The following is a 14,306-nucleotide window of genomic DNA, read 5'->3' as shown; positions in this document are numbered from 1 at the left end:
TGTTCTCTACACTCGACAAATCGGTCAAATTTATCTATGCACATTCATATTCTTGGTATTTGCGGCACATTCATGGGCGGTATCGCTGCGCTAGCACGCGCCGCAGGTCACACGGTTACTGGCTGCGATGCCAATGTTTACCCCCCGATGTCCACGCAACTGGAAGCGCTAGGAATTGAATTGATTGAGGGCTTTGGCGCAGAACAACTTAGCCTCAAGCCGGATTTGTTCGTGATTGGCAATGTTGTTAAGCGGGGTATGCCGCTAATGGAAGCGATTCTAAATGCCGGACTACCCTATACCTCTGGCCCGCAGTGGCTAGGCGAACAGATATTACACGACAAATGGGTGTTGGCGATTGCGGGTACACACGGTAAAACGACGACAACCGGGATGCTGGCATGGATTTTAGAATATGCAGGGCTCGCGCCGGGATTTTTAGTGGGTGGGATTCCTGAAAACTTCGGTGTGTCAGCAAGACTACCGCAAACACCACGGCAAGACGCGAATAGTACATCACCGTTTTTTGTCATCGAAGCTGACGAATACGACACGGCCTTTTTTGATAAACGCAGTAAATTTGTCCATTATCGCCCCCGCACTGCCGTCCTCAACAATCTTGAATTTGATCACGCCGATATTTTTGCCGATTTATCCGCGATTGAAACGCAATTTCACCACCTCGTTCGCACGGTGCCAGGGCAAGGTCGCGTCGTTACGAACGGCCGTGAAGCCAGTTTGCAGCGCGTCTTAGAGCGTGGCTGCTGGAGCGAAGTGGAATACTTCGCGGGCAATGAGACTGGCTGGCAAGTCAGCACGACATATGCCGACGGTTTTGACGTACTACTGAATGGACAACAGCAAGGACGGTTAACGTGGTCACTGCTGGGTGAACACAATGCGCATAATGCGCTGGCCGCGATTGCTGCCGCACGTCACGTCGGCGTTGCGCCTGCCGTCGCGATTGAAGCGCTCGGGCAATTTGCCAATGTGAAACGGCGAATGGAAATCAAAGGCTGCGTCAACAACATCACCGTTTATGACGACTTTGCCCACCATCCAACTGCAATCGCAACCACCGTCGCCGGATTGCGTGCCAAAGTAGGCCAAGCTCGCATTCTGGCCGTGCTTGAGCCGCGCTCCAATACCATGAAGCTAGGTACGATGAAAGCGGCGTTGGCTGGCAGCTTGGTCGATGCGGATTTGGTATTTTGTTTCGGTGCCAATTTAGGCTGGGATCCAGCAGAGGCACTCGCTGATTTAGGTGATAAAGCGCGCAGCTTTACCCTACTAGAAGACTTAATTGGCGCATTAACGACAACCGCGCAAAACGGCGACCATATCTTGATTATGAGTAATGGCGGCTTTGGTGGTATTCACGATAAATTACTTGCTGCACTCGCTTAATACATTAACAGTATATACCGCTAGCTATTAATCAGTAATGGCTAGCGGTATATACCTACCACTTCACAGGTTCAGCTTCTAGCTCAACACCAAATTGGGCCAACACGTCCGCTTGTACAGCTCGCTCAAGGGCTAACACATCGGCTGCGGTTGCGCCGCCATGATTTACCAATACCAAAGCCTGCTTCTCATACATGCCTACTGGGCCTAAGCGCCGGCCTTTCCAACCCGCTTGCTCAATCAGCCAACCAGCCGCCAATTTGTATCGGCCATCTTCTAGCGCATAAGCGACGGCATTCGGATGCGCTGCCATCACAGCTTGATAAATTGCTGGACTAACAATTGGATTTTTGAAATAGCTACCGGCATTGCCAATCTGCGCTGGATCGGGCAATTTTCGTTGCCGTACATTGATCACCGCCTGTGCTACTGCCGAGGGCGTACAGCCAAGGTTTAAACTGAGCAATTCACGCTCAATATCGCCATACTGAGTCTGTACTTGGTAGTTTTTTAATAATCGAAACACCACTTCCACAATCAGCCACTGCCCTGCCTCAGCTTGCTTAAACACGCTATCACGGTAAGCAAATTGGCAATCGGCCAATGTAAAAACGCGCGACTCACCCGTTTGCAAATGGATCGCGGTCAATTGCTCAAACACATCTTTAATTTCCACGCCATAGGCACCGATATTTTGCACCGGTGCGGCACCGACAGTACCCGGAATCAAAGATAGGTTTTCCAGCCCTGCCCAGCCCTGCGCTAACGTCCATTGCACAAACGGATGCCACGCTTCACCGCCCGCCGCGGCGACATACCAAGCCGCATCATCCTCGCGCAATAGTCTTTTTCCTTGCAAGCCGACATGAATCACGGTTTGCTCGATGCATTCGGACATCACCACATTACTGCCGCCCCCCAGCACCAACCATGTAGTCTGTGCAAAGCGCGGATCAGCGCGCCATTGGATAATTTGAGCTGGCTCAGTGAGGTGCAAGATGTGCCGAGCAACCGCTTTTAAGCCCAAGGTATTTAAAGCGGTTAAAGATGAACTAGAAAATGTAGAAACAGACATGGAAGTTCGCAACAAAGCAAAACGCGATTATCCTCCAAATTATCGGGACTAGAAAATAAAAAGCCCTTCCATAATCGGAAGGGCTGATGGTCATCAATTCGATACTGAATGATGCCAAGGTTTAGTACCGAGCATCGTCGAGCTACTTAGGCTCGGCACTTTATTGGGGCACTACGGTATTACGTCTCTCTCCTACGCTAATTATTACCATCCAATCAGCGCTTTTTTTGGGTGCTACATTTGCTACGTCATCCTCTCAACCCTAATCATAACAATCCGTTAGGGTTTATTTACTGCATTTACTGCACGCCTTGCGGCGCTAGTCTCCATCCTCTTTATTTTTGGCTTTACCCGCGCAGCGCGACTGGTCTTGCCCCAGCATTTCAAAAGTAAGTTAAAAGAAAGAAAACTATTTTTTGCTTTGCTGTAACAGCCCGAAATTATTTTTTCGATCCCGTTGAACTCTATTAATCAGCATCGCAATTTTATTGTCAAGCATCTTTTTTATAAAAAAAAAGTGAATTCAGACAGTCTTATGTAGTCAAAATTTTTCCTACATCAAACTGTAAAAATCATAGCCTTGCATTGCAACATACGGCTCAATTTACTAATCGTTACTCAGCAATTTAAAGAAACAGCAATTGCTGCATCGCAATATAAGGCAATAATTATGTAGTTGCGCTCCAAAATTTTTAGTAATATTTTGTGAAGCACTACACAAAAAAAACGCTAGCTAGCATCAAGCTCCCCAGTCACTAGGAATACGTAAGCCCATTAAAATTACATGGAAATAACAATAAAATTTCACATCTGAAATTTACAAATACGCCTCAAAATAGCCAAAAAGGGAATACCTCAGCTTGCCAGTCGTCAGCAACTGGTATTAATCGCGAACAAATATTGAATAAACGTTAAGGACGATTACCCAAGTTCCAGCGTGCGCAGTACCATTTCGTTTGCTCTTCAGAGACACGCACCAGCACACTACCTAACTTAGATAAATAACGCGGATAAGGACCAGGTAACTCGACAAAACTGAAACCCATTTTTGTTTCAATATTTTTGCGTACCGTAGCCACGGGAGAATTAATTAAGACCCCCACCATAAGTGCACCTGATTCTGGGGTATTGACAAAGACTTCTTGCGCTCGATTTCCTGCTAACTCTGCATTTTTACCATTAAACCACTCAGCCTCACCCCATACTCGAATAGGTGCTTCTAAATGCTGGCGAAAATAACTCCGCCACCATTCGGTTGACCATTCACTACGGCAGGCCAAAGCAGCTTCGACTTTATCGCCAAAATGACTGGGTAAAGCCGCATGAAGCTGCGGTGCATACAACAACGCCATCACGACCACCTTTGCAATATTTTGCTTCAATGGACTCATGATGGCGTTTTCCTTCGTATGACTGAGAATGTTAGCCGCTATTACGCAAACCGGCTGAAACCCCGTTAATCGTCAAATGCACCGCATGGCGCAGCTCTTCTGAATCATCGCCGCCACGAATACGCTTGAGTAATTCAACTTGCAAATGATTGAGCGGGTCAAGGTATGGCAAACGATTATCCAGACTACGTGCCAACGTTGGGTTGTCGCCCAGCAATTGCGAGTGACCAGTAATTGCTAAAACCGCATCCACTGAACGCTGCCATTCTGATTTAATACGGCCAAAAATACGCTCAGCCACAGCTTGATCCTGCACCAACTCTGAGTAGCGCTCTGCAATCGCGATATCCGATTTTGCCAATACCATTTCCATATTGGAGATCGTTACTTGTAGGAATGACCAATTTGCATACAAATCACGCAGCAAACTTAAGCCTTCATCACCTGTCTCGGCCAAATACTCAGCAATCGCAGTACCAAAACCATACCAACCCGGCAACATCAAACGACATTGCGACCAAGAGAATACCCAAGGAATCGCGCGCAAATCACCGATGCTGGTGGTGTTTTTACGTGCGGCTGGGCGCGAACCGATATTCAGATTTGGAATTTCTTTAATCGGCGTTGCTTCTAGGAAGTAGGTAATAAAATCAGGCGTTGCATACACCAAATCACGATAGAACTGATAGGCGCGCGATGATAAACGTTCCATCAAGGCACGGCGAGCAACGACGTCGTCAGTCTCTACAATCGCAGGTTGGAAACTTGCATCTAAAGTAGCGGCAACCAGAATCTCAAGATTACGGCGACCAACTTCTCGATCTGCGTATTTGGCAGTAATCACCTCACCTTGTTCGGTAATCCGAATTTGTCCGTTCACTGAGCCTGGGGGCTGTGCCAGAATCGCATCATACGCTGGACCACCACCACGACCTACAGTACCGCCGCGGCCATGGAATAGACGCAACTTAATACCGGCAGCAGTAAAGACATCCACCAAGTTCAATTCAGCTTTATAAAGCTCCCAGTTCGACGTGAGGTAACCGCCCTCTTTATTCGAATCGGAATAACCCAGCATTACTTCTTGCACATGATTACGGCAATTGAGTAACTGACGCCATTGGCTCAAGGCAAACATTTCAGCCATGATCTTGCCACTATTGCGCAAGTCAGGTGTCGTCTCAAACAATGGGATGATATTCACTTTGCTACGCACTTGCGGTGCCAAAGACACCAGACCCACATCGTTGAGCAAGACCGCCACTTCCAACATATCCGAAACGGATTCACAGTTAGAAATAATATAGTTTGGCAATACCGCCTCACCGTAGCGCGCTTGCAATTCAGCCGCTGCGTGGAGAATATCTAACTCTTGCTGAACTTCAGGGCTGTACGACACATCATACGGACAGATTAAAGGACGCGGACTGGCCAATTCGCGCAATAGCACCGTACGACGAGATTGCTCATCGAGTTTGCTATATTCCTCAAGCCCAGCTTGTTGGAATAACTCATTGATCATTTTTTCATGAATCGCTGAGTTTTGGCGCATATCTACAGGAGCCAAGAAGAAACCAAAGACTGAAACCGCACGTTGCAAACGACGTAAACGGCCGTTCGCGATTTTTGCCGCGCCGTGCGCTTTCAATGAATTCGCAATAATTGCTAAATCAGCTGTCAATTCTTCCGCATTTTTATACGCTGGCGCATGGGCTACATCATGTAATTCATGGTGGAATGTGCCAATTTCTAACGCCGTAGCAAAAATACGCGAGGCAATCGCTGACACAGCTAAACGATATGGCTCGCCGTCTTTACGTGCTTGATCTTCAACCGCAGTTGCGGCAAGTTCAGACAATGCTTGGTCAACCGCGACCAAACGAGTCGACATCGACAACTCGCCTTCAAGTTTCAAGCACTGTTGATAGTAGTAATCTAGAGCAACGCCAGCTTGACGAGAAACCGCGTAGCGCATCACCTCAGCAGTCACATTCGGATTGCCGTCACGATCGCCACCAATCCAACTACCGACTTGAATAAAATTAGGCAGTTGAATGGCTTCACCATTCATCTCAGAGAATTTGTCTTCTAAATCTTGGTATAAGCGAGGAATTTCGTGCAAGAAGGTATTGCGGAAAAACGTTGAGCCGTTCTCGATTTCATCTTGCACCGTCAATTTCACAGTACGCACTTCACGCGTTTGCCATAGCGTCAGCATCACGCGCTCCATCGCCTCTTGATTGGCGCGAGTTTCTTCTGGCGTCATTTGGCTACGATCACGTTCGGTCAACAAAGCCGCCAGCGCATTATGGCAATTCAGAATTGTCTTGCGTTTTACTTCGGTTGGATGAGCCGTCATCACGGGTGCAATTAGCGTATCACCCAATAATGCCAACATCTCCGATGGTTTAACATTTCTGGCAATCAAATCATCAATCACTGCCGCAATGCTACCGCGTTGTGGCGCAGACCCAGCGATTTTATGCACGCGACGGCGACGGTTATGATGCAAATCCTCTGCTATATTGGATAAGTGCGAAAAATAGCTAAACGCCCGCACCAGAGCCATCGTAGTTGGCATGTCCAAAACAGCTAAAGAACGAGCCAGCGCTTTACCTGCATCAGGCTCATGGCCTTGGACATAACGAAAAGCCAACTGGCGAATCGCTTCAATTTGTTCAGCAGTCGCAGCACCTGCCTGTTCACGAATCGTGTCAGACAACAAGGCAGCAAGGAGATCAAGATCCCGCTTTAAGGGCTGGTCTTTCTCAGCAATAGGTAAGTTCACAGGCATGGGGCAGTCCAACAAATAGAAGTTCAAGACAATATATTGCTGGCATTTTACCAAACAATGCCATTTTCTGCCCCATTATGTGGCAGCAACCTTTTCTTTCTGGGCGATTGCGAAATGCCACAATTTAACTTTCATATTTTTAATATTTTCGCAGAGAAACCGCGCTCTGGTGATCCACTATTTATATTTAGTTGCGATGAATTACCGCATCCTGATGAATGTCAGGCATTGGCTTATCAAATGGGCGGGGTTGAAGTGGCTTTTTATAGTACGTTTCACCATCAATTAATGTGTTTCACCCCCCAGTACCAATTGCCCACTTCGGGGCGTGCATTGCTCGGTGTAGCGGCTTTACTTCATCAGCAAGATCCGAACTTTAAAACAACCCTTATTCACACCGATGCAGGCACTACCACCGTAGAGTATCTTAATGAAAGCAGCACCCTGATTTGCCCAGCGGGTAGTACCCGCCCCTGTGATCGTGGACATCTCGAAATCGCACAAGCGCTCGACATCAGCGCCAAAGACATCATTAATCCGATTTTATTTGTCGACAGCGGGCTTGAACAATTGATGATTCAAGTTCGTTCAAGACAAAGTGTACTCCAAGCCAAGCCTCACCCGGCACTGCTAACCCATTGTTTAGCCAGCCCAAAATCACTAGTCCAAGCAACGATTTGGAGTATCGATCACGATCTTGTGACCCTACGCTGCTTTAGCGCCGATCCATTTCAAATCATCGAAGATTTTGGTTCTGGGATTGCTGCTGCCAACATAGCGAGTTACTTAATTGCAACGGGTGCAAAAACCCCGATCAATTTCAAAATTGAACAAGGCCATACAATCCAGAAATTAATCAGCCGCCTGTCTATTATTAATGTCAAAGTTGATCTACAACTACAAGTGCATGTGAGCGGGAAAGTGAATTACCTAGGAAATGGTATAATTGAACTCTAATATTCAAGGCATAATACCAAGAGCTATATACCCCTTGAAGTTTGATATCTGGAGCAAGCAATGACATTAAAATTTAAAGCATGGACGCTTTCCATCGCGGTGCTGATTTCACTAATTGGCGTTATGCTCGTTGGTCTTAGCACGATGCGTGATATGAGCGCCTCAGACAATCAAGCTCGGATTGAGCAGTTATTACGCAGCACCTATCTCAGTATCGCGCAGTTAGAAAATTTAGCTGCCAGTGGCAAGCTCACCGACGAACAAGCCAAAGAAATCGCAACGCAAATTCTGCGCGAGAATAAATATCATAAGTCAGAATATGTTTACGTCACCGACGAAAAACTCAACTTCATCGCCACACCACTCGACCCACAACTACATGGCACCAGCTTTAATGAATTTAAAGATGCCAAAGGTGGCAGCGTTGGCGCGATTGCCGTAGCGGCACTCGAAAAATCAGGTGGCGCTCTGACTTCCTACCCTTGGACTTCTGAGCGAGATGGGAAAGTTGTTGAGCTACTGTCAGTCGCACAGAAAACACCACGCTGGGGCTGGATTGTTGGTAACGGCGTTAGTTTTGCCGAAGCAGACGCTCGTTTTTGGAGTAATGCGCGCTGGCAAGTCATCGTGTGCTTGATCGTCGCCGGTATCGTCGGATTCTTTATGCTGACCACCGTACGTCGAATTTTGAACGATCTCGGTGGCGAACCCGCTGATGTTCTCAAATTAGTCCAAAGCGTCGCAGATGGTAATTTACAAGACACGACCCAAATTGGTTCAGCGTCTCCACACAGTATTTTCGGCTCGGTTATCCGTATGCGTGAGTCATTGCGTACCGTGATGTCGCAACTCTCGCAAGCCGTTAATACCTTACATCACACCAGCGATGATATCGTTGCACGAGCACAAGACAGCAATCGCCTCATTGAAGCACAAGGCAATGCCGCGAGCCGAATTGCCCACACCGCCGAAGTGTTTGCCGATCAAACCCGCGCAGCAGAAGAACAAGCCAATACCGCACGTCAGCAAAGTGAATCCGCGACAGAGATTTCTGCAAAAGGCTTGAATGTACTTTCATCTGCCGTGAAACGCTTTGCCGATATTGAACAAGCAGTGGGTGACACTCAAAGCAGCATTGATGATTTAGCACAGCGTGTGACCAGCATCTCTGCTGTTATTGCAGTGATTCGTGATGTGGCAGACCAAACCAACTTGCTGGCACTTAATGCCGCAATTGAAGCCGCTCGCGCCGGTGATATGGGTCGTGGCTTTGCGGTCGTCGCCGATGAAGTACGTAAATTGGCAGAACGAACCAGCTCAGCCACGCAAGAAATTGGCCTGACCATCACCGCCGTACAAGGCAGCGGCCAAAACGCGAAAACGCGCATGGATGAAATGGTCGTTCAGCTCAAAGAAGGGATTCGCCAAGCCAAAGAAGGTGGCGAAGCCGTGAAAGCAATTCGCCAAGAAACTGAAGCGACCGCAGCAGTCGTCGGCCAGATTGGCAACTCTCTGTCAGAACAAGTCACCTCAAGCATGGCCATTCGCAATGACGTTGATGAAGTCGCCCAGTCCTCCAATGGCACTATGTCTGCAGCTCAAGGCACTGTGGGTGCGGCTCAATCAATTAAAGTGGTATCTGATCAACTTGCATCTCTGGTGCATAAATTTAAGCTTTAAGCTCTACTCGCAAAAACACCAACAGCCCAAGCGTAATGCTTGGGCTTTTTCATTTCGACCAACATTCTGGATTGAATCACGCCACAAAAAAGCCGCTATGAATTACATAGCGGCAAAGCAAACTCAGTTCGTAAAAGCACAATCAATCTGCACGATCAGCCTGATTGCTTGAAGCGGCTGGCGGCAATGATTTAGGAAAGAAAATCCAGCTACGTGCCAGCTCATAAAAGACAGTTAACAACACAGGGCCAATAAACACCCCTAACATGCCAAAAGCCAGCGCGCCGCCTAGTACCCCGAATAAAATTAAAATAAACGGTAAACGACTGCCTTTACCAATTAACAAAGGCTTAATCACATTATCAGCCGAACTCACCACCACTAACATCCACAACACCATAAAGATGGACCAGCCCACTTCCCCTTGATGGTATAACCACGCCGCAGCCGGCAAGCCTAACAGAACCGGGCCACCTGGCAATAAAGCCAGCAGGAAACTAGCAAAGCCTAATGAAGTCGCATTGGGCACGCCAGCCACTAAATAGGCAAACCAAGATAACACTGCCTGCGCCAGCGCAGTACCAATAAAACCATACACGACACCTTTAGTTGAGCTAAGGGACACAGCCAATAGCTCGGTACTCCGCTCACCAGCCACTCGCTCCATAAAACCGCGAATCCATGCCAGCAGCTCTTCGCCATCCAAATAAATAAAAAACGCAATAAACAAACTCATCGCCAACAACATCATGCCACTGCCAATTTCAGTCACCAACATCAGCAATAACTGTGACGCTGGCGAAACATAGCTACGTATTGTTTGCAAAGTTTCCGCGTCACGATCTCCTAATTTCAACCAGAACTGCTCAATATTCGAGCCAACAAGAGGAATCCCAGCCATCCAATCAGGTATCTTTGGCCAACCATTGCTAAAAGCGCTCTTTACCTGTATACCCCACTCAGTTGCTACAGAGGCAAAATCACTTGCCGCAAAAATAACGGGGAGTAAGAAAAACCCGCCAAACGCGACCATCATGGTCACGGCAGCAATCGCTCGTCGCCCTTGATACAACTTCACTAGTTTCAAGTAAGGCTTCCAAGTCGACAAGACCAAAATACCCGCCCACAAAGTGGCGGCCAAAAATGGCTTCATAATCGCATATATGGTCAGCGACAATAGACATATCGCAGCCAATGCAATCAGTGGCTCAATCAGATCTGCAGTTTTATTTTTCATAGCTGGCTTACTCTAGACAAAAGTTTCGCTAGCATAAGCCAAAACATGCATTTTCTGTATTGCAAGCCAATAAACCAATTAAAACTGCACAAAAAAATCGCCCAACTACTCAGGGCGACATGGCAAACATTTCAATTTAACTAGCCAACTAGCGACTTTGATTAGCAGTCATCCGCGCACGATAAATCAACAAGCCCATCAAATTAGCAATGTCTCGCCTGACTTGCAAAGAATCTACGCGCCCAAATCGATCACTCAATGCCTCATGGACTTCACAGGCTAAATGAAATAGCAGCGGTTTTTCGCTCAAAGGCGCTTTCACCAAATAGTGATTGATTTCATTCACAATTTGATCTGCCAGTTCATCTGGATAGGTCGCATTCGATGTCAAAATACAATCCAGCAATCGCACACCGATTACTCCCATAGAAAGCAACTGAATTGTCATCATGAACTCCTACACAGAAGTGGCACCTTGCTTCACTTTAGTGAGCAACCACAAGCTTAGAAGCGGAATCCGTCAAACGGTAATGCGGGTATTTAAGTAGCGACAAGGGGCAGTATTTCTTCTACATTTCGATGATGCAATGCACCATTATGAGGAATCAATTTTATGTGCGGAATTGTTGGCGCAGTATCAGATCGCAATGTAGTACCGATGTTATTAGCTGGATTAGCTCGCCTTGAATATCGGGGTTACGATTCAAGCGGAATCGCCCTCAATCATCAGCAGCAACTAGAGCGAATCCGTGTTGCAGGCCGTGTTGCCGATTTAGCATTGCGCTGCAAAAACAGCCAAGGCAACAGTGGCATCGCACATACTCGTTGGGCTACCCACGGCATTCCTTCAGAAGCCAACGCGCACCCCCATCAAGGTGGCGACTCAATCATGGTGGTGCACAACGGCATCATCGAAAATCATGCTGAATTAAAACAAGAACTGCAGGCCGCTGGTTATACATTTAGTTCAGAAACCGATACCGAAGTCATTGCGCACTTAATTCATCTCGAATATCAACAATGCGCCAATTTACAAACCGCAGTACAAGCCGCAATTCCACGCCTACGTGGCGCATTTGCGATTGGTGTCAGTTGCCTGCATGAGCCAAATTTATTGATTTGCGCCCGCCAAGGTAGCCCTTTGGTATTAGGCCTAGGATTTGGAGAGCAGTTCTTTGCCTCTGATATTGCCGCATTACTCCCTTTGACTCAGCGCATGATTTACCTCGAAGAAGGTGACCTTGCGGTCGTGCAACGCGAAACCATTGAGATTTTTGATCTCAATAGCCACCCTGTCACACGTACGGCTCGCACCTTAGACGTAGTCACCGATTCAGCCGATCTGGGTCCCTATCGCCACTACATGCAAAAAGAGATTTTTGCTCAAGCAACCGCTCTGGCCGACACCCTCGCGCCAGCGCTTAAACAAGGCTTCTCACCAGCACTGTTTGGCAGCAATGCAAACGAGATATTTACCAATACGACCGCCGTTCGCATCGTGGCGTGCGGCTCAAGCTACCACGCCGGACTGGTCGCTCGATACTGGATTGAGGAATACACAGGCTTACCCGTTAGTGTTGATATTGCCAGTGAATACCGTTATCGCAGTGGACGAGAACAAGACGGCACACTAATCGTGGCGATTTCACAATCTGGCGAAACTGCGGATCTATTAGCCGCGCTTCGCTCCGCCAAAGAGCGCGGTCAAGTCAATGTATTGGCGTTGTGCAATGTTGCTCACTCCACACTCACCCGCGAAGCCGACCTCGTGATTTTGACGCATGCAGGCATTGAAATCGGGGTCGCCTCGACCAAAGCATTCACCACCCAACTCGCCGCGCTATTTACACTGGCAGGCGCACTCGCGCAACATCGCCAAACATTAACCCCAGACGTGCTCGCCCAATTGGCCAATTGCTTGCCACGCTTACCAGCCATGTTCAACGATGCCTTTGCGGTTGAAACACAGATTGAAGAATGGTCACATCTACTGAGCCACTACAATCACGCCCTATTTCTTGGCCGACACACCCTCTTCCCGATTGCACTAGAAGGGGCACTCAAACTCAAAGAAATTGCCTATATTCATGCCGAAGGTTACGCCGCAGGCGAACTCAAGCATGGGCCCCTCGCGCTTGTTGATGAAGACATGCCCGTCATTGTCTGCGCCGCCAACGACGAGTTATTTGATAAATTACTATCGAATCTGCGTGAAGTTGAAGCGCGCGGCGGTAAGATTTTCTTAATTGCCGAGCCCGGTTGCGAAGCGGCATTCCCCTACTGTTACCGCACTATCACACTACCAAGCCAAACGGGTCCATTAGCACCGATTGTCTTCACGCTGCCTTTGCAATTTCTGGCCTACCACACAGCTTACAAAAAAGGAACAGATATTGACAAGCCTCGTAATTTAGCCAAAAGCGTGACCGTTGAATAAGCCACTTTTAAGATTTTTAAAAATCAAAGGGGTCAGACTCGATTGATTATGACCCCGTTGATTATACTTCCGCAGCTAAGCGCAAACCGTCTGACCATTAAATACAGATTGCCTATTTGCGACTTGCCGTTGTTGCAGTGTGCTCTTCGGTGCTAGCGACGCTAACAAATTAAGCCCAATTTTTCAGCGCTTCACCATAATTTTTCAAGGTATAGCCACCAAGCCAAAGTAAAATATAACACTAATTAATATACCTATCCAAACTACATAACTATTGTGAATCCCTGCACGAGATGAACGAGTTGATACACGGCTTTGGTAATTAATTCGCTTGCAGCGACGTCCAAATTTCGTCCCAATCATCGTCTTTGATCACGCCTTCGCGCTTAAGCGTGATCTCACCGTTTTTGCTAATCACAAACACCGTTGAATCATTTTTTAGCTCACCAAAACCATCCCGGTGGGTCGCCCCCAAACGCCATAGCAGCGGAAATTGCTCATCTTTGGGCGTGGTGGCGCGCACCAGCTCGGCGTAACTGCGAAATAGCCCAGGTTTACTGTCAAGGCCAACACCGATCACGCCAAAATGGCTGGCTCGATTGGCTTTATAAAATTCACGGATCAGCTTGAAGTTATACACACAGGTGGTGCAGCCGGCGCTAAAAAATACCAACAGCACGGTCTGGTTTTTATACTGAGCAAGGCTAATCGGCTTGCCACTCACAATGTCATTTCCAGTCAGTAACGGCGCAGCGATACTCTGCGCCATACTCAAAGTCAGCACGAGACTCAGCCAGAATTTGCTCATGAGTTGCGCCTTTCAGTCGAATCACAACGGCGGAACAATACGGCATCCAAACTCCAGCGCGACAGTGGCCTAGCAGCTAACACCAGTAGCATCAAAGCCCATTCCTGATGGTCTTGCAGCGCCGCGGGGATATCTTTGAGCACATGATAGTACGAGAGTACGGCCACCAGATTAAGCGCAAACAGCCCTACCGCCGACAGGCGCGTAAACAGGCCAAACACCAGCAACACGGGCAGCACCAGCTCGCCCACTGTGCCACCTATTGCTGCCCAGTATGGCGACAACAACGGCACATGATATTCGTCGCTAAACAGCGCAAGGGTCGTTTCCCAATCAGCGATTTTAGTCAGCCCCGAGAGAAAGAAAGCTTTGGCGAGATACAAGCGCAGCAGCAAATCGGCCAGTGGGGCAAGTAAATCGAGTGATTGTGCCTTCGCAAGGCGCTGAAACCAAGAACATCGAGACATCATCATTTCCTTGAGGAATATTTGCTGCTTTAGTCGGGTGAGCAGCCAACGGC

11 protein-coding genes are annotated in these 14,306 nt (G+C 47.9%); 4 read left to right on the top strand and 7 right to left on the bottom strand.

Translation table 11 applies throughout. The annotated features are described in order from the left end of the window. Positions 1-36: 36 nt before the first annotated feature. Entirely contained in the window at positions 37-1,407 is a 1,371-nt protein-coding gene (gene mpl, locus GM173_RS00630; RefSeq protein ID WP_203569403.1) for a UDP-N-acetylmuramate:L-alanyl-gamma-D-glutamyl-meso-diaminopimelate ligase, read from the top strand. Positions 1,408-1,462: 55 nt separating this feature from the next. Here mpl and murB read toward each other — a convergent pair whose 3' ends face one another. The 3 genes from murB to ppc all read right to left on the bottom strand — a co-directional run bounded on the left by murB (position 1,463) and on the right by ppc (position 6,667). After that, complete coding sequence (murB, locus tag GM173_RS00625; protein ID WP_203569402.1) at positions 1,463-2,482, bottom strand: UDP-N-acetylmuramate dehydrogenase; 1,020 nt, start codon at positions 2,480-2,482, stop codon at positions 1,463-1,465. 911 nt (positions 2,483-3,393) lie between these two features. Then, positions 3,394-3,873 (bottom strand): hypothetical protein, encoded by a 480-nt coding sequence (locus GM173_RS00620; RefSeq protein ID WP_203569401.1) that lies wholly within the window; start codon positions 3,871-3,873, stop codon positions 3,394-3,396. A 31-nt stretch (positions 3,874-3,904) separates the two neighbouring features. Then, the gene (gene ppc, locus GM173_RS00615; protein WP_203569400.1) at positions 3,905-6,667 is read right to left on the bottom strand and encodes a phosphoenolpyruvate carboxylase; all 2,763 of its coding nucleotides are present in this window, start codon (positions 6,665-6,667) and stop codon (positions 3,905-3,907) included. A gap of 114 nt (positions 6,668-6,781) precedes the next feature. Here ppc and GM173_RS00610 point away from each other — a divergent pair, with 114 nt between their 5' ends. Continuing rightward, positions 6,782-7,624 carry a PhzF family phenazine biosynthesis protein gene (locus tag GM173_RS00610; protein WP_203569399.1) on the top strand — a complete coding sequence of 281 codons (843 nt, stop codon included), beginning with the start codon at positions 6,782-6,784 and terminating at the stop codon, positions 7,622-7,624. A 60-nt stretch (positions 7,625-7,684) separates the two neighbouring features. Then, the gene (locus GM173_RS00605) at positions 7,685-9,304 is read left to right on the top strand and encodes a methyl-accepting chemotaxis protein (RefSeq protein ID WP_203569398.1); all 1,620 of its coding nucleotides are present in this window, start codon (positions 7,685-7,687) and stop codon (positions 9,302-9,304) included. A 142-nt stretch (positions 9,305-9,446) separates the two neighbouring features. Here the strand turns inward: GM173_RS00605 and GM173_RS00600 are convergent, their stop codons facing one another. Both GM173_RS00600 and GM173_RS00595 read right to left on the bottom strand, forming a co-directional pair. Continuing rightward, complete coding sequence (locus GM173_RS00600; RefSeq protein WP_203569397.1) at positions 9,447-10,541, bottom strand: AI-2E family transporter; 1,095 nt, start codon at positions 10,539-10,541, stop codon at positions 9,447-9,449. Positions 10,542-10,689: 148 nt separating this feature from the next. After that, on the bottom strand, positions 10,690-10,989 hold the full coding sequence (locus tag GM173_RS00595) for a hypothetical protein (protein WP_203569396.1): 300 nt from the start codon (positions 10,987-10,989) through the stop codon (positions 10,690-10,692). 165 nt (positions 10,990-11,154) lie between these two features. On the opposite strand from GM173_RS00595, the gene glmS reads away from it, so the two are divergent. Next, entirely contained in the window at positions 11,155-12,978 is a 1,824-nt protein-coding gene (gene glmS / locus GM173_RS00590; protein ID WP_203569395.1) for a glutamine--fructose-6-phosphate transaminase (isomerizing), read from the top strand. Between the two features lie 322 nt (positions 12,979-13,300). Here the strand turns inward: glmS and GM173_RS00585 are convergent, their stop codons facing one another. Then, positions 13,301-13,786: a peroxiredoxin family protein gene (locus GM173_RS00585; protein WP_203569394.1), complete on the bottom strand. Its 486-nt coding sequence runs from the start codon at positions 13,784-13,786 to the stop codon at positions 13,301-13,303. Further along, positions 13,783-14,253, bottom strand: a complete 471-nt coding sequence (locus tag GM173_RS00580) for a DoxX family protein (RefSeq protein WP_203569393.1) — start codon at positions 14,251-14,253, stop codon at positions 13,783-13,785. Before GM173_RS00580 ends, GM173_RS00585 begins: the two co-directional genes overlap by 4 nt. Positions 14,254-14,306 lie beyond the last annotated feature (53 nt).

It is taken from the genome of Deefgea chitinilytica (assembly GCF_016881405.1).
GTDB lineage: Bacteria > Pseudomonadota > Gammaproteobacteria > Burkholderiales > Chitinibacteraceae > Deefgea > Deefgea chitinilytica.
This window is presented reverse-complemented; position numbering and strand designations above follow the sequence as displayed.

Bases quoted from the DNA above. Each gene is read 5' to 3' on its own strand.
- GM173_RS00620 (WP_203569401.1), bottom strand. From the start codon at position 3,873: ATGAGTCCATTGAAGCAAAATATTGCAAAGGTGGTCGTGATGGCGTTG.
- mpl (WP_203569403.1), top strand. From the start codon at position 37: ATGCACATTCATATTCTTGGTATTTGCGGCACATTCATGGGCGGTATC.
- GM173_RS00600 (WP_203569397.1), bottom strand. From the start codon at position 10,541: ATGAAAAATAAAACTGCAGATCTGATTGAGCCACTGATTGCATTGGCT.
- GM173_RS00605 (WP_203569398.1), top strand. From the start codon at position 7,685: ATGACATTAAAATTTAAAGCATGGACGCTTTCCATCGCGGTGCTGATT.
- ppc (WP_203569400.1), bottom strand. From the start codon at position 6,667: ATGCCTGTGAACTTACCTATTGCTGAGAAAGACCAGCCCTTAAAGCGG.
- GM173_RS00580 (WP_203569393.1), bottom strand. From the start codon at position 14,253: ATGTCTCGATGTTCTTGGTTTCAGCGCCTTGCGAAGGCACAATCACTC.
- GM173_RS00585 (WP_203569394.1), bottom strand. From the start codon at position 13,786: ATGAGCAAATTCTGGCTGAGTCTCGTGCTGACTTTGAGTATGGCGCAG.
- GM173_RS00595 (WP_203569396.1), bottom strand. From the start codon at position 10,989: ATGACAATTCAGTTGCTTTCTATGGGAGTAATCGGTGTGCGATTGCTG.
- GM173_RS00610 (WP_203569399.1), top strand. From the start codon at position 6,782: ATGCCACAATTTAACTTTCATATTTTTAATATTTTCGCAGAGAAACCG.
- murB (WP_203569402.1), bottom strand. From the start codon at position 2,482: ATGTCTGTTTCTACATTTTCTAGTTCATCTTTAACCGCTTTAAATACC.
- glmS (WP_203569395.1), top strand. From the start codon at position 11,155: ATGTGCGGAATTGTTGGCGCAGTATCAGATCGCAATGTAGTACCGATG.